Source organism: Kitasatospora sp. HPM-01-4, from assembly GCF_051374625.1.
Classification (GTDB): Bacteria; Actinomycetota; Actinomycetes; order Streptomycetales; family Streptomycetaceae; genus Kitasatospora.
This window is the reverse complement of record NZ_JBPQGP010000005.1, coordinates 1804286-1829679: the sequence shown is the minus strand read 5'-3', so window position 1 is coordinate 1829679 and position 25394 is coordinate 1804286. Positions and strand designations below refer to the sequence as shown.

Genomic DNA, 25394 nt, shown 5'->3' with positions numbered 1-25394 from the left:
TTCACACCCCCTCAGCGCTCGCCACCCGACGGGGAGTCATCCGGCCTCGTCGATGGAGACGCCGACTGGCTGCCGCCGACTGGAACCACCGCGTGTGCCGGGTGGCCGAGGACGGGCCGCTGGGTCGTACCCGCGGGGCCTTCTGCTTCGATAAGGGGCGCCATCGCCGTCACCCACGAGGAGCAGACCCTGAACACGTCTTTCGCCGAGGCATTGTCAGTCGGCCTGCTGGTGGTGGTGTTGGCCTGCGCAGTCGTGCGGCCGTGGGGCTGGGCGGAGTCGGTGGTCGCGGTCCCGGCGGCAGGGGTGGCGATCGGCGCCGGCGCGATCTCGTTGGACCATGCGGCGGCCGAGGCCGCCAGGCTCGGCCCGGTGATCGGGTTCCTTGCGGCCGTACTCGTGCTGGCCCAGCTGTGCGATGACGAGGGCTTGTTCCACGCCTGCGGGGCCTGGATGGCCCGCACCGCCGTGGGGCGCCCGCGTCGGCTGCTGGTGCAGGTGTTCGCCGCCGCCTCGGTGATCACGGCGGTGCTCAGCCTGGACGCCACCGTCGTGCTGCTCACGCCGGTGGTCTTCGCCACCGCCGCCCGCCTCGGCGCCCGCCCCAAGCCGCACGTCTACGCCTGCACCCACCTGTCGAACACCGCATCGCTGCTCCTGCCGGTCTCCAACCTCACCAACCTGCTCGCCTTCGCGGCCAGCGGACTGAGCTTCACCCGCTTCGCCGCACTGATGGCACTGCCGTGGCTGGCCGCCATCGCCGTCGAGTACGCGGTCCTGCGCCGGTTCTTCGCCACCGACCTCGACGCCGGTGCCCAGGCCCGGACCGTCGACACGGCGCCGGAGATGCCGCTGTTCGCCCTGGCCACCGTCGCCTGCACGCTGGCCGGGTTCGTCCTCACCTCCGCGATCGGGATCAACCCGGCCTGGGCCGCCCTGGCCGGCGCCCTGGTCCTCGCCGCCCGTGCGCTGGCCCAGCGCCGCACCACCCCGACCGCGATCGTGCGCTCCGCCGCCCCCTCCTTCCTGGCCTTCGTGCTGGCGCTCGGCATCGTGGTCCGAGCGGTGGTCGACAACGGGCTCGCCTCCGCGCTCGCGCACGTCGTACCGCACGGCACCGCACTGCCCGCCCTGCTCGGCGTCGCCGTCCTGGCCGCCGTCCTGGCCAACATCATCAACAACCTGCCCGCCACCCTCGTCCTGCTGCCACTGACCGCTCCGGCCGGGCCCGGCGCGGTCCTGGCGGTCCTGCTCGGGGTGAACATCGGCCCCAACCTCACCTACGCCGGCTCCCTGGCCACCCTGCTGTGGCGGCGCATCGTCCGTGAACACGACACCGAGGTGGACCTGGGTGAGTTCACCCGGCTCGGACTGCTCGTCGTACCGGCCGCCCTGACGCTGGCCGTGGTAGCTCTGTGGGGAGCACTGCGGATCATCGGAGGCTGAAGCCATGGCCGTCGTCGTCTGGATCACCGAGGGCACCTGGCCCGCCTGCGTGGACGCCGTCCGCACGCATGCCCCGGCGGGCGGCGAGGTCGTGCTGCTCCACGTCAGCGGCGACGACGTCCCCGGCGTCGCCCACGGTGCGTTCGCCGGGCTGCTCGGACGCGGCCGCCCCGAGCGCGACCCCGGTACCCGTCTGGAAGGCCTGGCCACCACCTCCGGCCGGCAACTGCTCGCAGCTGCCGCCGACCGCCTCGGGCGGACCTGCACCTGCCTGGAGCGGACCGGTCGTGTCGAGCGGGAGGTCGTCGCCGCGGCCGAAGGAGCCGACCTGCTCGTCCTCGCCCGCGACGGCGACCGCACCCACCTCGGGCCACGGAGCCTGGGCCCGGCCGGCCGCTTCGTCGTCGACCACGCCCCCTGTCCCGTCCTGCTGGTCTGGCCCGAACCGGCACCCGGTGTCGGCACCATCCCGCCCGGGCCGCCCCGCCCACCCCTCCACCGGTAGCGAACCGGAGCAGCCGTGGATGAGAGGGTCGGCAGGCCCCGCCCCGGTCAGCCGGCGCGCTTCCCGGCGGCGGTCCGCTGCCGGGAGGCCTCGTACAGTACCGCCGTCGCCGCGTTGGCCGCGTTCAGGGAACTGGCGGCCCCGGTCATCGGGATGCTGACCGTGTAGTCGCACAGTTCACGCCAGCCGTTGCTGAGTCCGGACGTCTCGTTGCCGATGAGCAGGAGCGTGGGCTGCGTGAAGTCGAAATCGAAGACGTCACAGTCACCGTGCTCGTCCGTGCCGACCAGGACGATCGGCCGGCCGTCGATGCGCTTTCGCCGAACCCACTCGGCGACCTCGCGGTGCGAGGGGCTGCGGACTGTCGGCAGGGCGAAGAGCGAACCGGTGCTCGCCCGTACGGACTTGGGGTCGTACAGGTCGGCCGCGTGGCCGGTCACGATCAGCCCGTCGGCCCCGAAGGCGTCGGCCGACCGGACGATGCTGCCGATGTTGCCCGGGCTCGTCGGCCGGTCGAAGACGACCCCGAGGAAGCCGTCGCCGACCTTGATCCGGCCCAGGTCGTCCTCGGGTATCCCGACGACCGCGATGAGTTCGGGAGCGTTCTCGTTCTTCTCCCCGAGATCCGCCAGCAGGTCGGACGCCATCGCGACGCGGTCCGCCCGGACCGTGCGGAGAAGGTTCTCGGCCCAGCGGGACGGCTGGCGCTCGGCGTCGTGGATCAGTGCGTGGATAGGCCAGCCGTACTCCACCGCCAGCGAGATCGGTCGAACTCCCTGGACCAGGAACTCCTTTGCCCGCTGTCGCTTGTTCCGGTTGCCGAGGAGCGACTCCCACTGCTGGAAGCGGGCATTGCGTGACGTGATCCGCTGTACCGGCGGCATCCATCCTCCAGGCCTAGATGATCACGGCAGCGGTGATCCCCCAACTCCCGGGCGACGTACCGGGAGCGACACGCACACTATCGGAAGACGTCTGGCACCGGTTCCCCGGTCTGGCCGGACAGCTCCGGGAATCTACCTGCTCAAAGGACTTGTGGCACCGAGGAAGTCACGGTTCGCCAGAAGCAGCCAGAAGGGTTTCCGCCGACGGAACAGCCGGGCCGAAGGTCTGCGGGCGAGCGGCCAGAACTTCCGTCCCGGGACAGGCTCCTGAGTAACGAGCTCAGCGTCCGCTTCCAAACCGCCTTCTGCGGACCACACTTGGCGGACCATGTCACGCGTCCGACGGCATGCTGTCGACCACCGTCGCCGAAGCGGTCCGACGCCGGTGTCCGCGAAGCCCCGTCCTGCCGGTGCGCTCCGCCGCCGCAGGGCCTGCTCGTCTCCGCGCCCGTTCGGCTCACGGGGGAACCCGGACGGGTGCGGCAGGCTGCGTCATTCCGGGCCGCGGGGGGATCAGCCCATGGCGAGCGTGCGGGCGAACGTGCAACGCATTCGGCCCCGCATCACCCGACGTCGCGGGCGGCGCTCCCCAGTGCCTCGAGGTTCCAGGTGATGACCCGCCGGGGGTGGACGCGGATGATGTCCTTGCTGAAGCGATCGGGTGCCACGGGTGGCACGTCGACGGTCAGCACCTCGGCCCGGCCCCTGATCTCGACCCCGCGCCCCCACCCGCCCGCGACCGGGTCATCGGCCGGAGCCAGGTCGTCGACCAGCACGGAGACATCGGGGTGGGCCCGAGCGTTGCGGTACTTCTGGCTGCGGGCCATGGCGGGCCCGCCGATGTCGATGGTGCCGTCGCCGTTGAGCCGGAAGCCCACCGGACGGACCTGCGGACGGCCGTCGGGGCCGATGGTGGCCAGTCGGGCCAGCAACTGGGCGGCGAGGTACTCGCGTTCCCTCTCGGTGAAGATCATGCAGCCGACCCTAGAAGCTCAAGCGCGGTTGAGGTCAAGGCCGTTGGGGTCGGTTCCTGCCATACGGCCGGGCGGTGGCGAGTCACCACCTCGCGTTCCCCTGAGCACGTCCACCAGTTCGTCATGGATGGCGGGCGAGGACACCAGATAACCGCCACCGAACAGGTCGGGGGGAATGTGCGGAGGAACCGGCTCCAGATGACTGCGCACCGCGCCCGCCTCCCGCGCGATCAGCGAAGCGGCCGCCACATCCCAGGGATGCAGGGTCTCGGTGTGCGCGTCCAGGCGTCCGGCGCCGACCCAGGAGATGTCCAGGGCGGGCGAGGCGGCCCGCCGGATGTCCTGACAGTGCGTCAGCAGTCTGGTGATCCGCTGCACCAGGGGGTCCAGATCGGTCTTCAGATGCGGAAAGCCCGTGCTGACCACCGCTCGGAGCAGCCCGTCGGGATGGCTGACCCGAATGGGCACACCGTTCAGCTGTGCCCCTCGGCCGGCGACCGCGGTGAAGGTCTCGCCCAGGAACGGCGCGTGGACGACACCGGCCTGGGTGAATCCGTCCACGACGAAGGCCACGGCGATCGAGACGTAGGGGTGCCCACGCGTGTAGTTGGCGGTCCCGTCGATGGGATCCACCACCCACTGGGGTGCCGAGAGATCTCCCGACTCCCAGCCGTCGGATGCGGCCGTCTCCTCGGAGAGGATCCCGTACAGCGGGAAGGCCCGCTGCAGGGAGCGGGTGATGACCCCGTCCGACAGCAGATCCGCCTCGGTGACCGGTTCGACGTCCTGCTTGTAGGACAGCGCGGAACCGCCGGTGGCCTGGCGCTCCACGATCACTCGGCCGGCCGCCTGGGCGGCCTCCACGGCGGCCGCGAGTACGGCGTCGAGATTCTTCATCCGTCTTTCCTACTCCGCGAGCCTGGCCAGCGTATGGTCCCGTACGGCGGGGTCGAGCATGTCGGCGTTGATGTAGAGACGGCGAGCAGAACGGATGAGTTCGTGCATCCGCCGTTTCATCCCCGCGTAGGCCTCGCCGTACCGGTCGAAGTCGTTGTCCAGGTGGGCGAGCACATCGTCCTTCAGCCCGTACGTGCCGATAGCGAAGGCGAACAGGTCCAGGAACGCGGCGAAAGGCTCCTCGTCCACCTCCTCGAAGCGGGACGGCCGATCGGGGCGGTAGTCCACGATGCACAGATTGCGGATGGTGGCTTCGGTGCGTGGCTCCCGGCCGAAGATCAGTGCGGGATCCAGTCGGTATTCGGAGGCGTCCAGGTGCCGTTCGAGCCGACCGGAGGCGATGACCTCCTCGAAGCAACGGTCACGGCGCACCCGCATCGCGGACGGGATGCCGTACACCGTGCTGTCGCGGGTCAGCACATGCGTGTTGCTCACGAACTCCGCACCGGCCGTGCACGCCTGGGTGATGAAGACGGTCTTTCCGCCGCTTCCCCGTCCGAACAGCAGGGTGGCCCCGGCGCCAGGCTGTACGAAGGCCGCGGCCTTGAGGTGTACCAGGTCGTGGTCGACAGCGAAGATCGTCAGTAGGTGCTTGGCGAAGTACGGCCAGATGATGCGGTCGAGCTTGCGGCCGAAGACGTAGATCCGGTTGCCGCGCGTCGCCAGATACGCGGGCGGGCCGAAGTGGTGAGTCAGGTAGAAGCCGCCACGGAACCGGTCGGCCCGAAATCCCCGGTCCGCCAGGGGCTCGATCAGGGCGGGATCGATGGGGTCCTCGTCCAGGTCCACACAGACCACTTCATATGCGCACGGCTGATCCGTCGCGCCCGGCTCGACGAACTTCGTGAAGAACGAGTACCCGTCGAAGTCCGCCAGGTTGCTGGCGATCCGCAGCCGGAAGGCGTTGAGGTCGACGGTCACGGAGGACTTGATCGTGTAACGCCCCTGAAGGGCGGTCTCCACGTCATCGGGTACGCGCCCGGCGTCCAGGCTCCGAGCGGTCGCGAGCGGGAGGGTCATGCCGTCCCCGCATCCGCGGCGCCGCGGGAGCGGTCGAGTGCCCGTCGCAGGGCTGCGACGAACTCCTCGGGGGCGCTCTGGTAGAGGTCGCTCAGATCGCTGATACCGCCGCCCAGTTCCAGCTGGTGCACCGGCCCGTCGAAGCCGACGTCCCGGACCCGGCGCACCACTGCGGACACGTACTCCGCCACGCCGCCCGGGTAGGTCTGGGCGCTCTCCGCCTCGACCTGGACGAAGACCTCGGCGACCGGCAGGTGCTCCAGGGTCAGGGCGTCCCAGTGATCGGAGCCCGGGATGCCGACGGCGGGCACGCCGTGCTGCCAGGCCGTCCAGCAGTCGGACTCGCCCTCCACCACGATCTGGTAGCCGGCCGACCTGGCGTAGCCCAGCCCCTCGGCCGTGCTGTACGCCACCACGGGGGACGTGTCACCGGGCATCCAGGACGAGCCGCCGGCGCCACGCATCCCGGTCCGCAGCCGGGTCCGGCCGGGCAGCCCGGCCGGGGAGGCGTACGTGAAACGGACCCCTTCGTCGCTGTCGCCCAGTCCGAAGCGGCGGAGCGCCTCGACCGGGAGTCGCTTGGCCTCGGCGAGGCGTGCGACCGTCACCCGATCCTGTTCCATGATCTCTCCTGTCTCTCGCATGTCCTGCTCGTGATGCTGATGTACCGGCCGTGTCCCGTCGCCGGACCAGGCCCTCGGGCCGGCCCGGGTCACACGGTCGCGAGCCAGCAGGACCGGCCCACATCGGGGATGACCGGCGTCGCGTCCAGATGCCGTGCGCTCAGTTCGGCGGCCACCGCCACCCGATCCCAGTGCCCCCACGCCGGCTCCAGCCGCTCGGCCTGGGCCAGGACGGCCCGCCAGTCCCTGCTCTGACCCGAACGCACCTGCTGGATCAGGGTGTTCAGCGGTCCGTCCGCCCGCGATCCGCTCAGGCGCAGCTCCAGCCGGTCCAGCGCCGACTGCCAGCTCAGGTCCGATGCCTCGGTGTGGGATTCGATCTCCGCGAGTGCGGCCACGACCTGTTCTGTGACGTCCTGGTGCGAGTCCAGACATCCGATGAGCCGTGTCCGCTGCGGGCGGTCGAAGAAGATACCCAGCTCCCGGACGATGTCGGCGGGCTCGTCCGAGACATGGATGTAGGTGAGGACGGACGCCTGGGCCGGTCCTACGAGCCGGCGCAGGTGGTGCGGCTTCCGGTCCTCCGGACGGCTCGGGCCCTTGAGGCCGCTGAGCCGGGTGGTGGCCGGCACGGCCGAGTCCGCGGTGTCTCGCAACAGCACGTACAGCGAGGTGCCCGCCGGCATGATCATGTCCATGACGTCGATCCGCTCGCGGGTGGCGATGTTGAGCTGGTACCGCCACACCTCGCGGGTGGTGTGGCGGTTGAACCGGAACGGAGCCCAGGCCACGGGGACGAACCCCGCGGCCCGGACGGCGTTCAGCAGCCTGACACCACCCCGGACGGCCATGGTGTCAGGCCGCAGCACCAGCGGAGCGACCCGGTAGAGCCGTTCCACCGTGGCCTGCCCGGTGCCGCAGACCACGCGCAGATCGTCCCAGGTGTCCCGGAAGTACGGATCACCCGCGAAGACCTCCCGCTTGCGCTCCACCCGGCTCAACGCCGCCGGCACGGTGCACACCCCGTCGTGCCGCTCCACCGCTCAACGCCTCTCGTACAGCGTGCCGTCCGACCACACCGCGGGCACCTTGCCCCACTCCATCGCGCTGCGCACATCCGGGAAGAATCCACTGCCGTTCAGATTGGCGCTGGTGTTGCAGAGCAGCGGCACTCCGCTGAGCCGCTCGTACTCGGTGAGGACCTCGAAGATCAGCGTGTCGTCCCGGGGGCCGACCGTCTGGACCCGGGCGGTGCCGTCGAGATGGCAGACCGCGGGCACCAGCTCGCGCCAGTCCTCCCGTACGTCGTGGTCGAAGAGCATGTACGGGTCGGGGGTGCCTGGAGAGAAGACCTCGGGGGCGCGCGCCTCCAGGCAGATGGGCGCGACCGGGCGGTACCGCTCGCGTCCCTTGACCTCGTTCAGCCGGCCCTTCATGTCCGGGGAGACCGCCGGAGCCAGGATGCTCCGGTGTCCCAGCGCACGCGGGCCGAGCTCGGCCCGCCCGTGCAGCACGACCACGGGATCGCCGGACTCGTGCAGCCAGGCCGCCAGGTCGGCGGGGGTGCACTTGCGGGCCTCCCACCCCGGTAGCACCTCGGTGACGCCGAGAGCGGGTCCCGCGTAGGTGTCCCACTCCAGGGCGGGCGACCCGCCCATGCGCAGCAGCTCACAGCAGGCCGTGCCCAGGGCACTGCCCGCGTCGTTGGGAAATGGCGGAATCCAGACCTGGTCCGCCACGCCCGAGGCGCGGATGTCCCGGTTCCACTTGATGTTCAGGGCGCAGCCCCCGATGAGGCAGAGATTGCGGGTGCCCCGCCCGTCGGCTGCGATCCTGGTGGCCAGCCCGTCGACCAGGGCCCGGCCGAGGAAGGCGTGGACGGAGGCGAGCATGTCGTCGGCGGCCACCCCAGGGACGGCAAGCCCCTCGCGCATCAGGGCCAGGATCCGGCGGCCGGCAGCCTCGGTCAGCTGGTCGTCGGCCGGGTCGCCGAGGCCGAACACCTGCCGCTCCGCGTCCCGTTGGAGCCCGGCCAGCACCTCGATCGCGCCCTCGTCGGGAGTGCCGTACGCGACGTACGCCATGATCTTGCCGGGTAGCGCGAGCGTGTGCGGCCACTCGATGGGCGCATCGAACGGCGGGTACAGCTGGGCGAGCGTGTGGTAGGTGTCGCCCAGCATGTGGTGAACCGCGCCGAGGCTCTCCATCACGCCGGTGGCCGGGTCGTAGTGGTAGAGGAACGGGAACATCGCCCCGTCCCAGCACAGCACGTACGAGGGCTCGGCATTCTTCGCGAACGGGCTGGAGCAGTAGGCGCTCGCGACGTGGCCGGCGTAGTGCGGATAGCTGGTGTACTCCAGGTCGAACAGCCGCGAGGGGTACGGCCGCAGCAGATCGTCCTGGAGCAGCCCACGCCGGTAGGGCGCCAGGTCGACGAGAGCCTCCTGGCCACCCCACGGCTTGACCTTGTGGGTCTTGCGCCAGCCGTCGAAGACGAACCGGTCGACGTCCGCCAGCCGGTAGCCGTACTCGCCGAGCAACTCGACGATGATCTGCAGATCGTCGATCCGCTGATGACGCGGGTTGTTGGCGAGCTTCTCCATCTCGATGGAGAAGACCAGCCGCCCGTTGTCGATGAGGGCGACCCCGCCGTCGTGGGTGAGCTTGACGCCGCAGATGATCATGACTGACCTGCCTCGACGCCTGCCGGCAGGAGACGGGCCGAGCCGAGCAGCTGGGAGGCGCGGGGATAGCGGCGCACGGTGATGTCGGTCGGGCTGCCGCCGGGCGGCAGTTGGACCACCTCGCAGGCGTGGTCGAAGCGGTCATCTCCCGTGAAGCCGAGACCGACCCGGAAGCCCTCGGTACCGTGCGGCTGGTCCGCGAGCCAGATCGTCACGATCTCGGGGGAGCCGTCTTCGGAGGCGCGCCAGGCGTCGCCGATTCGCGGGGCAGCCGTCGCCCCGTCGCTCTCGACGATCTCCTGGATGCTCGCGCACAGGGCGCTCAGCAGCTCCGCATCCGCCGCGAGACCGTCCAGCAGGGGCTCCAGCCCCGCCCACATCTCCTCCTCGGCTCCATCCGCCAGAGTGTCCTGCTCCTCCAGCGCCCTGAAGAGCCACTCGAAGACGTAGAAGTAGCAGTCCCGGTCGGCCTGGTCGATCCGGCGCATCGCCTGGCTGAGGCACTCGAAGAGCCAGCGCGGCATGGGGACGCGGGACTTGTCCTCCTGGACGCGCTTCATGAACGCCTCGCGGGCGGCGAGCACGGCCATGGCGCGGGAGTCAGCCTCGTAGCGCCGGTGGAACCTGCGGAAGGCCGGCTCGAAGGAGTCCACCCTGGGATCGTCAAAGGTGTAGATCCAGCGGTCGCCCAGCGCGGAGTCGTCCGCCCGGCCCTGGTCGATCATGCGCTGGTACTGGGGCGTCCCCCAGTAGATGTTCATCTTGTTCTGGAGGTGCTGCACCTTGGCGTACCCGGAGTCACGGATCCACTGGTACTGCTCCTTGAGCTCCGCGAACGTCATCTCCGGGTCGAACATGATGTAGCCGAAGTTGATCTGGTGCGGGGCCATGCCGATCTCGCGCAGTTCACGCAGCGCCCTGTTGTTGTCCTCGACCGTGGTTCCCTTGTCCCACCGGACGAGGACGGAGTCCACCCCGGACTCGGCACCGATGAAGAGGCGGTGCATGCCCACGTCCATGAGCCGGCGGACCAGCGACTTCTCGATGGTGTCGGCGCGCATCTCCGCGTAGAAGTTGACCTCCAGCTTCCGCTCGGTGAGCACGTCGCAGAAGTCGTGCACCCAGCGAATGCCACTGGGGGAGGGCATGATGAACAGGTCGTCGACGAAAGAGAAGCGGCTCACCCCGAAGCGGTCCTTGATGGACTGCATCTCGTCCGCGATGCTCTCGGGCGACCGGCGCACCACGTTGTGGTCGCCGTAGATCTGGTGGATGGAGCAGAACGTGCAAGCCGCGTAACAGCCGCGCGAGGCCACGAGATAGGCGGAAGTCGAGCCGCCCCCGTTGTCGACGAGCATCTGCTGCAGATCGTCCCGGGCGGGGAAGGCAAGGCTGTCCAAGTCCCGGACCCGCGGCCGGTCCGGCGTCCTGACGAACTTCCCGTCGACCCGCAGCGACAGACCGCGCATCTTGTCCAGGGGGAGCCCCTGGGAGAGCCGGGCGGCCAACTCCACGATGGCGTATTCGCCTTCACCGCGGACGATCGAGTCGATCTCGACGCAGTCGTCGAGGATCGGCTGGTCGGCCGCGCTGGGGAAGACGCCTCCCAGCGTGATGTGCACATCGGGCCGTACCGCCTTGACCAGACGCGCGATCTGGCGTGCGGCGCGGTAGGTGCGCTGGGACTTGGCGGAGATGCCGATCAGCTGGATCCGGGGGTCCGCCAGCAGTCGCTCGGTGACCTCCTCGGGACCGATGCCGAGCAGTTCGGCGTTGATGCTCGTCGATTCGAAGCCGTGCCTGTCCAGAGCGCCGGCGAGATAGCCGAGAGCCAGGCTCTCGCGGTACTTGAGCCGGTTCTTCTGCCAGGCTTCGACGAGGTAGGGGTGGACGAGGCCCACCTGGAAGTCGGGGTCCTCATTGCGATAGTTCGCGAAGGGTTGGAGCACGGTCAGCGGCAGACTCGACTTCTTCACGATGTCCTTATGTGTCTCGGCTTGTGGTGAGGGGCAGGCACAAGGTGGATCAGACCAGCAGGCCCTGTTCCGCCAGCTGTGCGCGGATCACGGTCAGTTCGGAACGTTCGAGCTTCCGCTCGCCGGGCTCCTGGGCGCCTTGGGTCTGGGCGCCGCCCACCCTGGTGCGGGTGACGCCCCGGGCAAGGTCGTAGATGCGGAAGCTGGCGCGGTCCCGAGGGCCCTGGATGACCAGACTGACCGTGCCGGGGGTGGCGTAGGTGGAGTGCACGAAGGCGTGGTGCAGCGTGTAGCTCGATCCCGGCAGCTGTTCCTGGATGAAGCGGGCGTCGAGTGCCGTCGCCGGCCTCTCCTCCTCACCCCAGACGTGATCGACGTCGCCGTACAGGAAATGACGGTAACTGCCGCGCAGGATCAGCGAGCTGAAGGTGGCCCGGTGGTTGTGGGCCTCCTCCACCATGTGCTCGTTGAAAATATGCAGACGCAACCGCAGCCCCGTCTCCAGGTCGTCGTGCAGGACGAACTTCTGGAACGCGTTGAAGGTCTCCGCGCTCTCGGCCAGGCGGTCGTCGCGCATCATCCCGTCCCACAGCGCGCCGAGCGCGGCGGGGTCGGCGAGTGCCGGCAGGGCTGTGGCAGAAGCCTCGTGGACCTGCTCCAGCTGCCGCCAGTCGACCGTGCGGAAGGCTTCGGTCAGAACCTCGGTGCTCATGGGGATTCCTTACTTCGGTCTCTCGAACTGGGTGGACCGCCGGTGTGGACGCATCGGTACCTGAGCCCGAGAGCCGGGCCGGGGAGAGGGGGATGTCCCGCGCTCCGGCCACCGTGACCGCGTGAGCTCCTGCTTCGGTGCTCCGGGCGAGCTCCTGCTTCGGTGCTCCGGGCGAGTGCCTTCGGCCAAGGGCGGCCGAGGAGTTCGGCCGCGACGAAGTCGGCAGCGAATGCGTCGCCGGCGCCGGTGGCGGCGCCGGTCACCGGGCGGTGCCCGGGATGTCAGACACCGTTCGGCTCCTCGGTGAACACCTCGGGAAACAGACCGAAGGAGGAGTGGATGGAGGAGAGCTGCAGCTCCCGGACCTCCACCCGCGGGGGCAGGGCGAACAGCGTCGCCACGACATCGGCCACTTCGGTCATCGACAGCGCCTCCGGGCGGGAGCCCGGATGCTTTCCGCGGAAGTAGGTGTCCACCCGGCTCGGGACGAGCGCGGTCACCCGGACTCCGTCCTCACGCAGCTCCCGGCGCGCGGTCTCCAACAGGGACAGCAGGCCGGCCTTGGAGGCACAGTAAGCACCGCGCTGCGCAAAGGAGTTGTAGGAGGAGTCAGAGGCGAGACCGACGACCTGGGCGCCGGGCCGCTTGCGCAGGTAGGGCGCCGTTGCCCGCAGGGTGTGGAAAGCGCCGTCGAGGTTGGCCCCCATCACCTCGCGCCAGTCCTCGGGCTTCATGGCCTCGATCGAGCTCCAGATGCCGCCGCCGGCGTTCACCACCACCGCGCGGAGCGATTCGAGACCCAAGAAGGACTCCTCGGCGGCCCGGTCGACCTGCTCGGGGTCGGCCACGTCGACCGTGGCGATCCTGACCTGGGTGCCCCACCGCTCGGTGATCTCCCGGGAGACCTCGACCAGGTCGGAGGTGGTGCGGGCCCACAGGATCAGCTGGTGGCCGGCCTCGGCGAGCGTGAGCGCCACCGCCCGGCCGATCCCCCGGCTGGCCCCGGTGACCAGGACCCAGTCCGACGTGCCGGGCTCCGCTGCCCCGCCCCTCATGAGGAGGAGGCCGAGACAGCGGCGTAGCCGGCGGCGATCTCCCGCTCCCAGGTGCTGTCGCCCACGCCTGTGCGGGCTGCCTTTGCCGGATTGGTCATGCTGATCCTTCCGTTCACTTACTCAGTACTGCCGGGGTGTGCGGCCGCGGCGTCGAGGAGCCGTCGGGCCGCCAGCCCGGCCGCGAAGTCGGGGAGGTCTGACGTAGCGTCCGCGTCCTCGCCGGCCAGGAACAATTAGCAGGGGTTCGACAGCGATCCGGTGGGTCGATTCCGGGCGCTGCGCGGGATCGGGGAGCCCGGTCGACCGGCTGTGGTGTCCGGGCGGACCTCAGCCTGATCGACCGAGTCGGTACCGCAGACCGTGACGCGCGGTTGGCGGTGGCCCTTGGTGACTCGCAGGACCGAGGCTGTCGCAAGGACCCTGCCGAGTGACCGGCCGGTCAACCAGTCCAGGAGGTTGAAGAGACGGACCCCTGGTCGGTGAAGGCTTCTGCTGCCGCCTGATTGTGGGAGTGGCGCCAGAGGAACGGCGTGGTCGGGTCCGCCGGGATGTCGTGATGGAGAACCGCGGGCCGAGATGGAGTCTCCGGACCGGCGTGTGCGAGGAGAACAAGTCCCGTAGCGCGCGGAATGCGGGGTGGAAGCGCCACTGGAACATCGCCATGTTCGGCACGCCGACCGTCTCGGCTGCGTGGACGATAAGCCTGGGCCGTCTCGGCGGTCAAGGCGGGCGGGGCTTCTCCCGGACGACCGCCTTGGCCAGCGTCAGGGCACGTCCGGCCCACCGGGACCGCAGACGGGCCGGTGCGGCGGTCACCACGAGGTCGCAGCCGTCCTCGATCGTCTCGTCGACGTTGTCGCCCACCCGGGGCGTATGCCGTTTGGTGGCGATTCGCTCGTCCTGCCCCAGGTCAGGCTGAAAGTTTAATATGTCCGTTTTGGCATTCGAGTGCCGGCTGAGCCGGTCGAGATACTGCTCGCCTAATCCCGCACCAATGGCAGCGACGCGCATGCCGTGTCAGCCCTCCCCTCGTGGCCATAACGACCAGATCACTGTACGGTAGTCGATCAATGTTCGATGTGGGAGAGCCGGTTCCGGAGTTTCTTCCAGAAGGTGCTAGTCGGGGCACCTCCGAAGGCCGGAGCGTGACCGGCGTGTCGGTCCCGCCGTCATGCCGACGGTGCCCGGGTGGGGCCAGTCGACGGCGAAGTATGAAAGCTCTTCGAAGGGTGTTGCCAGCGGCTTCCCGACAGTTATGCTTCGGCGGGGTCGGAGAATGCCGGATGGCAACCAAGGGGGGTTTGGTCATCGCCGATGAGATTGAGCGACGATTCCTGCTGGACGCTCACCCCGTCCAACTGCCAGCAGCGCCCGTCCGAGTCGTGCAGGGGTACCTGCCCATCGACCGGGCCGGCGTCGAGCTGCGGATCCGGAATGCGGCTGGGATCTCGTACCTGACCGTCAAGAGCGGATCCGGATTGGTCCGTCAGGAAGTCGAACAGGTCGTCACCGACGAGCTCTTCCATGCGCTTTGGCCGCTGACCGAGGGGGCTCGGATCATCAAGTCCCGCTACAGCCTGCGGGAGCGTGGTCACCTGGTCGAGCTGGACGTATTCGAGGGCGTGCACGACGGGCTCGTGATCGCCGAGGTCGAGTTCCCGAGTACGGCCGAGGCGAGAGCCTTCGAGCCGCCCTCGTGGTGGGGCTTTGAGGTGACCGAGGACAGCCGCTTCCGCAATCACCGGCTGGCTCGCGACGGAATGCCCGGGCTCGACCCGCGATCCCGGCACCGCAAGGCCACCTGACCCAGCCACCGCACCTCCGCAAAAGATCGGCCGACGGCATTTCAACTAGCCGTACGGCCACTTTTGCATGCCTTCTGAAGGTGCCTGGACGGCTCGAAAAATTATCGAAATCAACTCTTTCGAAGCGACTTGGCCGACTGCTAGCGTCGAGCCTGTTGCACCGCATCGGCGATTGCAATTCAGGCGCAGCTGTTCCTGCGCGGCAAGATATGCAGAGGGGTGAATTAAATGGGTGACGAGCTGATCGTCCTGGAGTCCGGCTCCGGCACGCACGAGATGTGATGACTCTCTTTATCGAGTGATTCACGAGAAGTGCGAGGTTGGCTCCGGCCGCCTCGCACTTCCTTGTTCCACCCGTGTACGCAAGAACGGAGCAACCCCATCTTCACGCACTACCCGCCCAGAGATCCCGCGCAGCTGGAACTCGCCCGCAGCGCCACGGCAAGCGTGTTGGAGCGGTGGCCCGGTGTTCCGGCCTACCTGGGAGGGTCACCGCTGGCTGGGCTCGGCACACCCTCCTCCGACGTCGACCTGTTCGTGGTGTCCGGCCATCCGGGCCACACCGAGCAGATCTTCGTCGACGAGACCCGGGTCGATGTCGAATCCGTCAGTGCAGCGGCTCTCGAGGACCTAGTGGCCCGCTGTGAGCACTTCACGGTCACCGAGTCCGACATGACCCAGCTGCGCTTCGCCCAGACCTCCGTCCTGGACCGCCTGGTCCGCTTCTCGCTCGGAGAGATCGTCTCCGACGACGGCACCCTGGCCGGGCTGCTCGACCGCGCCCGCCGCGCCGAGGGGGACATCGCCAAACTCGTGATCGCCCGGCAGGCGTCGAGCACCGGAAACCTGGCGGAGGATGCCTACGGCGCACTCGCCGTCGGTGACCACGCCTCTGCTCAATACCTCGGACGACAGGCCCTACTCGCCTCCGCCGAGGCATTTCTGACGGCGCGTGGCGACGCCTACTTCGGTTCGAAGTGGGTCTGGGCCCGCTGGGAGCGAAGCGTCGGCGACCAGCTCGGAGAACCGGTCCGGCAGGTCCTGTACGACCCGGCCGCCCCCGTCGACCGCTCGTTCTGGCTGGCCCAGGACCTTCTGGTGCATGCGATGACCGGTCGGGCCTACCCGATCATCGTCGATCCGGCGCCCCGTCAGCCCAGGCGCGACCCCAGCGTGGTCCCGGCCCTGACGACCGGTCCGGTCCTGCTCAACCGGCAGGACAGCCGCGCCGTGCGGGTGAGCCCGCAGGGCGCGCTGCTGTGGGGCGTCGCCCACGGCCGCCCACGCGCCGAAGCGGTCTCCTTCGTCGCCGGACTCCTCGGCGTCGCGGAAGCCACCGTGGACGCGTACTACACCGGCCTGCTGGACTCCGGCGTGCTCATCGGCGAGGGGGCCAACCGTGCCGGCCATTGAGATCACAGATCTGGTCCGGGAGTTCCGCACTGGCCGGGGCAAGGTGCGCCGTGCGGTGGACGGCCTCTCACTCTCGGTCGAGCCGGGCGAGCTGTTCGGACTGCTCGGCCCCAACGGGGCGGGGAAGACCACCACCATCAAGATCCTGATGACCGTCCTGCTGCCGACGTCCGGTCAGGTCCGGGTCGCCGGCCTCGACGTGGTCGCCGAGCGGCGACAGGTGAGCCGACGTATCGGTGTCGTCATCGGTGGCGACCGAGGCCTGTACGAGCGGCTGACGGCCAGCGAGAACCTGCGGTACTTCGCCGACCTCTACGGTCTCGACGCTCGGACCCGGCGTCACCGGGTGCCCGAACTCCTCGAACTCGTGGGCCTCGCGGACCGCGCGGGGGATCGCGTCGAGTCGTTCTCCCGGGGAATGCGGCAGCGCTTGCACATCGCCCGCGGGCTGCTGCACGATCCCGAGGTCGTCATCATGGACGAACCGAGCAACGGGCTCGACCCGGTCGCCGGCCGGGACCTGCGCGAGCTCGTCCGCGGGCTGGCGGGAGACGGCCGCACCGTGCTGCTGACCACGCACTACATGCAGGAAGCCGAAGCCCTCTGCGACCGGATCGCGGTCATCAACCACGGCAGGAAGATCTACGAGGGCACCGCCACCGACCTGAAGTACGCGACCGACGGTCGGCAGGTCACCGCGATCGAGTCCTACGGGGTGGACGAGAGCCATCTGGCCCGGATCCGGGCCATCCCCGGGGTGGCCCTGGTGAACCTGGTCGAACAGGCCGGTGGGCAGGTGGTGTACATCCAGACCGACGCCCGGTGCGATGCCACGGCTGCCACCCTGGACATCCTCGCCGGCCTCTCGGTCGGCCGGATCACGGTCAGCGAGCCGACCCTCGAGGACGCCTACCTCAGGTTGATGGCCGACGCCCCGGAAGCGGGCGAAAGGTGACCGAGGTCCGCGCGGTCGCCCGTTTCCTGGTCAGCGCCTGGTGGCTGCAGCTGAAGCAGCTCAGCACGACGCGCCTGCAGATGATGACCGCACTCTTCCAGCCGATGCTCTTCGCCACCATCGCCTTCCTCGTCTTCCGGCACGCGCCGGGCCACCAGACGCCGACCGAGATCGCGCTCGGCGCGGGCCTGCTGGGCATGTGGGGGTCGACGCTGTTCGGGTCCGGGGCGGCGATCACCCGGTACCGGTTCATGGGCCTACTGGAGGGTGTGGTCGCCTCGCCCATGCCCACGCCCGTGGTGATCCTGCCGGTGACGATCGCCTCCGCGACCGTGGGCCTGTACTCCATGCTGGCGACCTTCGCCTGGGGCTACGCACTGTTCGGGATGCCCCTGGCGGTCCAGCATCCGGTGCTCTTCGTCCTCTGCGTCCTCGCCAACGTGATCGCCCTCGGGGTGATGGGACTGCTCATCGGGTCGGTGTTCTTCCTCTACCCCGCCTCACAGGCGCTGGCGAACGCGGTCGAGTTCCCGATCGCGCTGCTGAGCGGGATCCTGGTCCCGGTGGCGAGTCTCCCCGAACTGGTGCGGCCACTGTCCTACCTGGTAGCACCGATGTGGGGCGTCCGCGCCCTGCATGCCGCAGCAGTGGGCGCCGCGACGCCGACGACCCCGCTGCTCATGTGCGCCCTGCTCACGGCTTGCTACCTGGCGGCGGCGACGGTACTCCTGCGGATCCTGGTGAACCGCGCCCGAGACAAGGCGAAACTCGCTCTGACATGAACAAACTTCGCGTCTTCTTCATCGACAGCTGGCTGGCCTACCGCGGCGGGTTCCGCATCCTCACCCCGGCGATGTTCGTTCCGACGGTCATCCTCCAGCCGATCGCAGAGCTGCTCTTCTTCCTGCAGCTGGGGCACTACGCCGGAGCCCGGGACCCGTCCTTCTACGTGGTCGGCAACGCGCTCTACAGCTGCGCGATCGGCGGCATGTTCAGCATGTCGGTCGCGGTCGCGATGGAGCGCCGGAACAACACGCTGGTGATGGTCCTGGCCGCGCCGGTGAACCGGCTACTGCTGTTCGCGGGCCGCATGGTGCCCGCCTTCTGCGTCGGCCTGTGCACTGGTCTGGTGACCCTGGGAACCGGCTGGCTGGCCACCGACTTCCGGCTGACACCGACTCAACTCGCCGGACTCCTAGGTGCGCTGATGCTGTCGACCGGCTCTGCCTGCGCCTTCGGCCTGCTGGTCGGCACCGTCGGCCTGCGCGCCCGGGACATCAACTTTCTCGCCGGCCTGGTGCTCACCACCTGCCTCCTGCTCAGCGGGGCCAACGTGCCGGTGTCCGACTTCCCCGCGCCGATCCGTCTGCTCGCCGATCTGATGCCGATGACCCTGAGCATCGAAGGCGCGCGCAGAAACCTCGACGGCCGACCTGGCGCTCTGGCGCTGCTCGGCGCGCAGGCCCTCCTGATCATCGGGTACGTGCTCGTCGCCGCGGTCGTCCTGCGGGTGATCGAACGGAGCGCCAGGTCCGCGGCCACGTTGGAGACCTCATGAACGCTCGGCTCACTCAGCCCCGACAGCCCTCGGCCGGGTACCCACCGCTCCTGCGCGGCCCGCACGAGGAGATCCGGCACGGCGTCGCGATCCCGGATCCCTACCGGGCCCTTGAGATGGTCGGAGGCGGCGCGGACAACGGCGACGCCGAGGCCGTCCGCGCCTGGCTCGCGGCCCAGCGGGACCATGCCCGGCAGTGGCTGGACTCGGCATCGGCCCGCGGCTTCTTCGAGCACACCGTCCGAGAGTTGTCCGACCTTCGCCGCCGTGGCGTTCCGGCTGCCCGCGATACCGGTCTGTTCTTCACCGAGCAGGCCCCCGGCATGGTCTCGCCCTCCCTGTACGTGGAGCGACCGCAGGGCACGTCCCGCCTGGTCGACCCCGCCGACTGGGGAACTGCGGCGAGCGCGCGCATCACGGCCTGGAGTGTCTCACCGGACGGCTCGCGGCTGGCCTTCCAGATCTGCGATGAAGGGCTGGAGCACGGACCCCTGCGCGTTCTCGACGTGGCGTCCGGCGAGGTCGTCCTCGTGGTGGCGGAGGACGTCCGGAATCCCTCCGTCGCCTGGGGTGGATCCGTCGACCGCCCGCCGAACGGCCTCTACTACCCGAGGGCCGGCTCGGGCCGCGAGCAACAGGGCCTGTACTTCGTCGACTTCGAATCCGGCCGGCACACCGAGGTGTGGCTGCCGGCGGAGACGGATCGGCCCGTCTTCACCGTTCCCGCGGTCTCGCCCGACGGCGCCTGGCTCCTACTGACCGTCAGATACGGCGCGGACCCGCGCAATGCCCTGCTGATCGCTCCCGTGAACCCGGCCGCGCCCGAACGAGCGGAGCCCCAGCTGTTGGTGAAGTCCGGACAGTCCTTCACCGCTGCCCGCTTCGGCCCCGACGGAAGGATCTACTGCTTCACTCATCTCAGGTCGAGCCTGGGCCAGGTGTGCGTCTTCGACCCGGCCGACCCCGATCCGGCGTCCTGGCGGGAACTGACGGCCGGAGGCGGCGGTACGGTGATCCGCACCTTCGCGCCACTGTACGACCGGGTCGCAGTCTGCCGCTCCGTCGACGGGCGCGCCGAAGTCCTGGTCGTCCACGCGGACTCCGGGCGCGAGACGCTTCTCCCACTCCCCGATGGCGGGACGGTCTCCGCGATGACGGGCTCGACCGGGCCGGACAACCGGCTGTGGATCACGTTCGCCGACCCCACTCAGCCGCCGGCCGTGCTGGAGTTCGATCTGAGCGATCCTCCCGCCGGCCCTGGTGCCGCCGCCGGGGAGGCGGCGGCCCCACGGGCCCGCGACTGGTTCAGGCCCGCCAACCCCTGTCTGAACGCCCGCATCCGTGCCGAGCGAACGGTCTGCCGGTCGGCGGACGGCACCGAGATCCCCATCAGCACCCTCACCAATGAGGACGGTCCCCCCGGCCCGGGCCCCGTCATCCTCAGCGTCTACGGCGGATTCGGCATCACGGCCGACCGGGCCTTCAGCGCCGAGACGCTCTCCTGGCTGCTGGCCGGCGGGTCCCACGCGGTCGCCCATGTGCGCGGCGGGGGCGAGGCAGGGGCCACCTGGCACGCCGCCGGCCGTGGCCGCAACAAGCCCCGCTCGGTGGAAGATCTCATCGCCGCGGCCGAGCACCTGGTCGCCTCCGGCCGGACGACCTCGGACCAGCTCGTCCTGTTCGGAGCGTCGAACGGGGGAATGCTGGCCGCCGCCGCAGCTGTCCGTCGGCCCGACCTCTTCCGCGCGTGCGTAGCGGTTCATCCGGTCACCGACATGGTGAGATTCACGCTGCTCGGCGACGGTCCCGCCTGGGTGACCGAGTACGGGGACCCGGCCGATGAAGCCGACCTCACCGCCTTGCGCTCCTACTCGCCCTACCACAACGTCCGGCCCGGCGTGCGTTATCCGGCATTCCTGGTGATGGCCGGCACCTCCGACCGCCGGGTGCCGCCGGCTCATGCCCGGAAGCTGTGCGCAGCACTGCAGCACGCCACCAGCGGAGACCGCCGGGAGGCACCGGTACTGCTCCGGGAGCAGGAAGGCGCGGGTCACGGCGTGATCCCCCAGGACCAGGTGCTCCCCTGGCTCGTCGACCGGCTCTCCTTCATGGCCCGCTGCACCGCTCTGGACCCAGGACGGACGGTACCTTCTTCTCCCTCGGGTATGACCTCGCCGACACCGGCCACCAGGACGACCACCTGACCGCCCTCGGCGAAACCGGGCCCCGGGTGCCCCGGCTCCGGTGCTGCCGGTGCGGATCGGAGACCTGTAGGCCCGTGCCGGTGTCCTCCAGCGAGAGCAGCCCCGGCCGCCGACGCCCCGCCGACACGTACGCGCGTTCGGGTGAGCCCGCGTCCGGAGCGGGTCGCGCCGCCGCCCTGCTGCTTCAGCTGTTCCTGCGCGGGGCGGGTGTCGTGGAACCGGCCGCCGCGTAGGACTCTAGATCCGCGATTTGCGCAGCGAGTGCCACACAGCCCCGGTCAGCGCCTGCGCCGACCGGGGAACCGACAGCCGTTCGTGTTCGCGGTACAGGGCCCAGTTGTACGGAACGAGCGACAGCTTGTTCGAGGACAGCGATCCCGCGCGGTGGGACCTGTACACCGCCAGCGGCTCGGGAAGACCCCGGGCCGGAGTGCCGTCGCGCATGATGGACAGCCACAGGGCGTAGTCCTGTCGCTTGTGCATCTCCGGCATCAGCCTCGTGCCGAGGACGGTGCGGTCATACATGGCGGTCAGGGCGCCGATGTGATCCTGGGTCAGCATCGCGCGGTAGTCCACGTACTCTCGCGCCCGAACCACGCGCCCGTTCGGGATGAAGTCGGCGCCCTCACCGTCGTAGGCGGCGTCCACCTTGTAGTAGGAGGTGAACGTCAACGGCGCATCGGCCGTCGCCGCGAAGTCGATTTGCCGCTCAACCTTGTCCGGGAGCCACATGTCGTCGCTGTCAAGAAAGGCGACGTAATCCCCACGGGCCCGTCCGATAGCGAGGTTGCGTGCCCGTGCCGCACCACCACGCCCGGGTGCCGGTTCCGGCAGCACGCGCTCGTCCTGCCGCGCGAATTCCATGAGCAGATCCATGGAGTCATCGGAGGACCCGTCGTCGGTGACCAGAAGCTCAAGATCGCTGTGGCTCTGCGCGAGCACTGACCGGATCGAAGCGCCGAGAGTGGCTGCCGAGTTGTACACGGGCATCACCACAGACACCAGGGGCACAGCGCTTCTCCTTGCCAGGCCAGAGACGACAGTCCGTTCAAGCACTGGAATTGTAGTAAGACCGACCGGCAATAGGGCCCGCGGCGTCGCGTGCCGATAGCTCTCGCCTGGACGCACATCCCTCGTCGCGCGCAGCGCCGCTGCGCTCTCCTCACGATGCACGCCCAGACTCGGCTCTCGCCCCGCTCCTTGATCCACGCTCCCTATCGCCGGTCGGTCTAAGGGAGTCGTCATGCATGTTGTGGTCATCACCGTGCCGACGCCGCTGCGAGAGGGAGTGCCCGACCTCTCCTGCATCGAGGCGGCCGGCGAGGCGCCGGCCGCGCACCTGCGGCCGGGCGCCACCGTGCTGCTGGAGTCCACCACCTACCCCGACACCGCTGAGGAGCTGCTGGCGCCGCTGCTGGAGAAGGGCTCCGGGCTGACCGCCGGTGGCCCGACCGTCGTTCCACTACCGGAGATCGTGCGGCTCTCCACGGACACAGGGCCGATGCGGCCTGAAGGTAAAGCACGCTCATAGTCAATGGAGGCCCAGTTCCAAGGATCTGCTGATCAAAGGGTGTAAGGATCTTGTAAATAGGCTGTACTCTCATGCGGCGTGGACAAGATCAACTTTCGCGTGCTCGGCCCGCTGGAGGTGCGGCTGGGTGGACGATGGTGCCCGGTACCGTCGGCGAAGCAGCGCCTGCTGCTCGCCTTGCTGCTCGCCGAAGCGGGCCGGGTGGTCCCTACCGAACGGATCATCGACGAGTTGTGGGGTGAGCGCCCGCCGGCCACCGGGGCCAAGGTGGTGGCGACTTACGTGCTGCGGCTGCGTGCGCTGCTCGGCGACGAGGCCGGCGTCGTCCTGCTGACCCGCTCGCCCGGCTACCTGCTGGCGGTCGGCGAGGAGGAGGTGGACGCGCTCCTGCTGGGCCGGCTCGCCGAGCGCGCCCAGCGGGCCCGCGCCGCGGGCGAGTTGGCGGCGGCCCGGACCGCGCTGGACGCCGCCGTCGAGCTCTCGGCCGGCCCGCCCTTCGCCGACGTGCAGTGCTCGCCCACGGTCACCGCCTTCGTCGCGGGGATCGAGTCCCGCCTGCTCGACGTGCGCGAGGCCCGGGCCGACGTGTACGCCGGGCTCGGCCGTCACCAGGAGCTGCTGCCCGAGCTGAGGGCCGCCGTGGCCGAGCACCCGTACCGGGAGTCGCTCTGGGTGCGGCTGATCCGCGCGCTGCACGGCGCGGGCCGCCGAGTCGAGGGGCTGGACGCCTACCGCCGGGCCCGCGCGCTACTGGTCGCCGAGCTGGGCGTCGAGCCGGGGGCGGAACTGCTCGCCCTCCACCACGAGCTGCTGCGCGAGAGCGACGCCCCGCCGCAGCCGCCCCGCGACGCCCAGCCGCCGTCCGGCGCCGTCCCGCGCCAGCACGCCGGGCCGGCCCGCCCGGCGGCGCCGACCCTGCCCGCCGCCCCGGCCCAGTTCGTCGGCCGCGCGGCTCAGCTCGCCGAGCTGTCCGTCCTGCTCGGCACGGCGGACGGCCCGCCGCCCGTGGTGGTGCTGAGCGGGATGGCCGGCGTCGGCAAGACCGCGCTGGCCCTGCGGGTCTGCGAGCAGATGTCCGCCTGCTTCCCGGACGGCCAGCTCTTCCTGACGCTCCGCCACACCGACCCGGTCGCCGACCTGCTGCAGGCGCTCGGCGTCTCCCCGTACGACCTGCCCACCTCCCCGGCGGCGGCCCTGGCCCTGCTGCGCCGCCTGCTGGCCGGCTCGCGCCGTCTGCTGATCGTCGACGACGTGTGGTCCGCGGCCCAGGTCGGCCCGCTGCTGCAGGCCGTCCCGGGTTGCGCAGTGCTGCTGACCAGCCGGTCCGCGCTACCGACCGTGGCGGGCGCCCGCCGGCTCACGCTCGACCCGCTCGACGCGGCCGAGGGCCGGGAGCTGCTGGCCCGGCTGGCCGGCCCCGAGCGGGTGGCGGCCGAGCCCCGGGCCGCGGCCCGGATCGTTCACCGCTGCGGTCGACTGCCGTTGGCCCTGCGGGTCATCGGCGCCCGGCTCGCCTCCCGCCCGGCCTGGTCGCTGGAGCTGATGGCGGACCGGCTGCGGTTCGGCCACAGCCGCCTGGACCAGCTGGAGCTGGACGACCTGAGCGTGCGCGGCTCGCTGGCCCTGACCTACGAGTCGCTGGCCGACTCCCCGCGTGCCGCCGGCCGGCACGCGGCCCTGCTGCTGCGCCGGGCCGGCGCCCTGGCTCTGCCCTCCTACAGCCTGCCCGTCCTCGCGCACCTGGCGGACCTCGGCACGGCCGAGGCCGAGCTCGCCGCCGACCTGCTGGTGGACGCCGCTCTGTTCACCGAGCGGTCGCCGGGCCGCTTCACCCTGCACGACCTGGTCCGTGACTTCGCCGGCGAGCTGGCCCGGCACCAGGAGGCCCCCGAGCAGCGGACCGCCGCCGTCGGCCGGGCGCTGGGCTGGTACGCCGACCGCGCAGTGGCCGCCGCCCGGTGCCTGCTGGTCCCCGGCGACCCCCGCCGGGCCCGGCTGCCGGTGCCCTGCGGGCCGGCCTTCGCCTCGGCCGAGGAGGCCCGCGCCTGGTGGGACGCCGAGCGGGAGAACCTGACGCTGGACCTGGTCGATCGGGTGCCGGCCCGCACCGCTCCGCACCACTTGCGCCGGCTGCTGACCATCAGCCAGGCCCTCTTCGCCTACCTGGCCGATCGCGGCTCCTTCAGCGAACTGGTCACCGTGACCCGGCTGGCCCGGCAGCTGGCGGCCGGCACCGGCGACCCGGTGGCCGACGCCTACGCCCACGCCGACCTGTCCTGCGCGCTCTACATGAACGGCGAGTTCGAGGAGTCGCTGGTCGTGGTGGACGAGACCATCCGCCGCTGGCGCCCGCTCGGCGATCCGCGCGGCCTGGCCGTGCACCTGACCCACCGGGGGATCATGCTGGAGCGGCTGGGTCGGGATGCCGAGGCCCGCACCACGCTCACCGACGGCCTGCGGCTCAGCCGCGAGCTGGCCGATCCGCACACCGAGGCCCGGGCCCTGAGCGCCCTCGGCTCCCTGCTGGAGCGAAGCGACCCCGCGGCCGCCGTCGAGTACCACCTTCGCAGCATGGCGGTCGGCGAGCCGGTGCACCCCGAGCTGTTCGTGGTGGGCGGGCACCGCAACGTCGCCGGCCTCCAACTTCGGCTCGGCCGGCCGCGCCAGGCCCTGCGCAACTACCGCGCGGCCGCCGAGGGTGCCGGTGACTGGCACGCCGAGCGGGAGGCCCGGATCGGCGTGCTGCGCAGCCTGCGCGGCGCCGGCGAACTGGACCGGGCCGAGTGGGAGAGCATGCTGCTGATCGGCTGCTGCGCCTACCGCGGTGACCGGTACGGCGAGGAGCTCGCCCTCGCCGAACAGACCAGGATCTCGGCGGCCCGTCAGGACGTCCCCGCGCCGGCCGCCCGCTGCACCTGAGGCCCGCCCGCCCCCGCGCCGCTCCCGTCACCCCGACTCCGGCCGGTCTCGTTCCGGTGTCGCCGCCCGCCCGCCGCCCCGGGGCCGGCGGCACCGGCCCGAGACCGGGCCCGCCGAGCATGGGCGGTACCGAATCCGAGGGGAAGAACACTTGAAGACCCATGCCCGGAAGG

General features: G+C 70.3%; 23 protein-coding genes. 11 read left to right on the top strand and 12 right to left on the bottom strand.

What is annotated here, in order from left to right; all coding sequences use genetic code 11:
- Nucleotides 1-189 precede the first annotated feature (189 nt).
- Both ACSMTC_RS07910 and ACSMTC_RS07905 read left to right on the top strand, forming a co-directional pair.
- Nucleotides 190-1446 carry an SLC13 family permease gene (locus ACSMTC_RS07910; protein ID WP_436564620.1) on the top strand — a complete coding sequence of 419 codons (1257 nt, stop codon included), beginning with the start codon at nucleotides 190-192 and terminating at the stop codon, nucleotides 1444-1446.
- 4 nt (nucleotides 1447-1450) lie between these two features.
- On the top strand, nucleotides 1451-1951 hold the full coding sequence (locus ACSMTC_RS07905) for a universal stress protein (RefSeq protein ID WP_436558930.1): 501 nt from the start codon (nucleotides 1451-1453) through the stop codon (nucleotides 1949-1951).
- 47 nt (nucleotides 1952-1998) lie between these two features.
- Here the strand turns inward: ACSMTC_RS07905 and ACSMTC_RS07900 are convergent, their stop codons facing one another.
- From ACSMTC_RS07900 to ACSMTC_RS07850, 11 genes are all read right to left on the bottom strand, one after another.
- Complete coding sequence (locus tag ACSMTC_RS07900) at nucleotides 1999-2835, bottom strand: RNA methyltransferase (protein WP_436558929.1); 837 nt, start codon at nucleotides 2833-2835, stop codon at nucleotides 1999-2001.
- A gap of 563 nt (nucleotides 2836-3398) precedes the next feature.
- The gene (locus tag ACSMTC_RS07895; RefSeq protein ID WP_436558928.1) at nucleotides 3399-3809 is read right to left on the bottom strand and encodes a PPOX class F420-dependent oxidoreductase; all 411 of its coding nucleotides are present in this window, start codon (nucleotides 3807-3809) and stop codon (nucleotides 3399-3401) included.
- Between the two features lie 18 nt (nucleotides 3810-3827).
- Nucleotides 3828-4706: an inositol monophosphatase family protein gene (locus tag ACSMTC_RS07890; protein WP_436558927.1), complete on the bottom strand. Its 879-nt coding sequence runs from the start codon at nucleotides 4704-4706 to the stop codon at nucleotides 3828-3830.
- A gap of 9 nt (nucleotides 4707-4715) precedes the next feature.
- Entirely contained in the window at nucleotides 4716-5786 is a 1071-nt protein-coding gene (locus ACSMTC_RS07885; protein WP_436558926.1) for a FomB family phosphonate monophosphate kinase, read from the bottom strand.
- Nucleotides 5783-6409: a toprim domain-containing protein gene (locus ACSMTC_RS07880; protein ID WP_436558925.1), complete on the bottom strand. Its 627-nt coding sequence runs from the start codon at nucleotides 6407-6409 to the stop codon at nucleotides 5783-5785. Before ACSMTC_RS07880 ends, ACSMTC_RS07885 begins: the two co-directional genes overlap by 4 nt.
- Nucleotides 6410-6498: 89 nt before the next feature.
- Nucleotides 6499-7449 (bottom strand): hypothetical protein, encoded by a 951-nt coding sequence (locus ACSMTC_RS07875; RefSeq protein WP_436558924.1) that lies wholly within the window; start codon nucleotides 7447-7449, stop codon nucleotides 6499-6501.
- A 3-nt stretch (nucleotides 7450-7452) separates the two neighbouring features.
- Nucleotides 7453-9093: a carbamoyltransferase N-terminal domain-containing protein gene (locus ACSMTC_RS07870; protein ID WP_436558923.1), complete on the bottom strand. Its 1641-nt coding sequence runs from the start codon at nucleotides 9091-9093 to the stop codon at nucleotides 7453-7455.
- Entirely contained in the window at nucleotides 9090-11069 is a 1980-nt protein-coding gene (locus tag ACSMTC_RS07865; protein ID WP_436558922.1) for a B12-binding domain-containing radical SAM protein, read from the bottom strand. Before ACSMTC_RS07865 ends, ACSMTC_RS07870 begins: the two co-directional genes overlap by 4 nt.
- Nucleotides 11070-11118: 49 nt before the next feature.
- A complete protein-coding gene (locus ACSMTC_RS07860; RefSeq protein ID WP_436558921.1) occupies nucleotides 11119-11781 on the bottom strand; it encodes a hypothetical protein in 663 nt (220 codons plus the stop codon).
- 281 nt (nucleotides 11782-12062) lie between these two features.
- On the bottom strand, nucleotides 12063-12836 hold the full coding sequence (locus ACSMTC_RS07855; RefSeq protein ID WP_436558920.1) for an SDR family oxidoreductase: 774 nt from the start codon (nucleotides 12834-12836) through the stop codon (nucleotides 12063-12065).
- A 720-nt stretch (nucleotides 12837-13556) separates the two neighbouring features.
- On the bottom strand, nucleotides 13557-13847 hold the full coding sequence (locus ACSMTC_RS07850) for a Gfo/Idh/MocA family oxidoreductase (RefSeq protein ID WP_436558919.1): 291 nt from the start codon (nucleotides 13845-13847) through the stop codon (nucleotides 13557-13559).
- A gap of 272 nt (nucleotides 13848-14119) precedes the next feature.
- Between ACSMTC_RS07850 and ACSMTC_RS07845 the strand changes: the two genes are divergently transcribed.
- From ACSMTC_RS07845 to ACSMTC_RS07815, 7 genes are all read left to right on the top strand, one after another.
- The gene (locus tag ACSMTC_RS07845) at nucleotides 14120-14641 is read left to right on the top strand and encodes a CYTH domain-containing protein (protein ID WP_436558918.1); all 522 of its coding nucleotides are present in this window, start codon (nucleotides 14120-14122) and stop codon (nucleotides 14639-14641) included.
- Between the two features lie 450 nt (nucleotides 14642-15091).
- Nucleotides 15092-16054, top strand: a complete 963-nt coding sequence (locus ACSMTC_RS07840) for a nucleotidyltransferase family protein (protein ID WP_436558917.1) — start codon at nucleotides 15092-15094, stop codon at nucleotides 16052-16054.
- Complete coding sequence (locus ACSMTC_RS07835) at nucleotides 16041-17009, top strand: ABC transporter ATP-binding protein (RefSeq protein WP_436558916.1); 969 nt, start codon at nucleotides 16041-16043, stop codon at nucleotides 17007-17009. The genes ACSMTC_RS07840 and ACSMTC_RS07835 overlap by 14 nt, the downstream gene beginning before the upstream one ends.
- Entirely contained in the window at nucleotides 17006-17791 is a 786-nt protein-coding gene (locus ACSMTC_RS07830) for an ABC transporter permease (RefSeq protein WP_436558915.1), read from the top strand. The genes ACSMTC_RS07835 and ACSMTC_RS07830 overlap by 4 nt, the downstream gene beginning before the upstream one ends.
- A complete protein-coding gene (locus tag ACSMTC_RS07825) occupies nucleotides 17788-18567 on the top strand; it encodes an ABC transporter permease (protein WP_436558914.1) in 780 nt (259 codons plus the stop codon). Before ACSMTC_RS07830 ends, ACSMTC_RS07825 begins: the two co-directional genes overlap by 4 nt.
- On the top strand, nucleotides 18564-20771 hold the full coding sequence (locus ACSMTC_RS07820) for a prolyl oligopeptidase family serine peptidase (protein WP_436558913.1): 2208 nt from the start codon (nucleotides 18564-18566) through the stop codon (nucleotides 20769-20771). Before ACSMTC_RS07825 ends, ACSMTC_RS07820 begins: the two co-directional genes overlap by 4 nt.
- Before the next feature lie 80 nt (nucleotides 20772-20851).
- Nucleotides 20852-21004, top strand: coding sequence for a hypothetical protein (locus tag ACSMTC_RS07815; RefSeq protein ID WP_436558912.1), 153 nt, complete (start codon nucleotides 20852-20854; stop codon nucleotides 21002-21004).
- Nucleotides 21005-21008: 4 nt separating this feature from the next.
- Here the strand turns inward: ACSMTC_RS07815 and ACSMTC_RS07810 are convergent, their stop codons facing one another.
- Nucleotides 21009-21782: a glycosyltransferase family 2 protein gene (locus ACSMTC_RS07810; protein ID WP_436558911.1), complete on the bottom strand. Its 774-nt coding sequence runs from the start codon at nucleotides 21780-21782 to the stop codon at nucleotides 21009-21011.
- 232 nt (nucleotides 21783-22014) lie between these two features.
- Between ACSMTC_RS07810 and ACSMTC_RS07805 the strand changes: the two genes are divergently transcribed.
- The gene (locus ACSMTC_RS07805) at nucleotides 22015-22302 is read left to right on the top strand and encodes a hypothetical protein (RefSeq protein ID WP_436558910.1); all 288 of its coding nucleotides are present in this window, start codon (nucleotides 22015-22017) and stop codon (nucleotides 22300-22302) included.
- 78 nt (nucleotides 22303-22380) lie between these two features.
- A complete protein-coding gene (locus ACSMTC_RS07800; protein WP_436558909.1) occupies nucleotides 22381-25221 on the top strand; it encodes an AfsR/SARP family transcriptional regulator in 2841 nt (946 codons plus the stop codon).
- Nucleotides 25222-25394 lie beyond the last annotated feature (173 nt).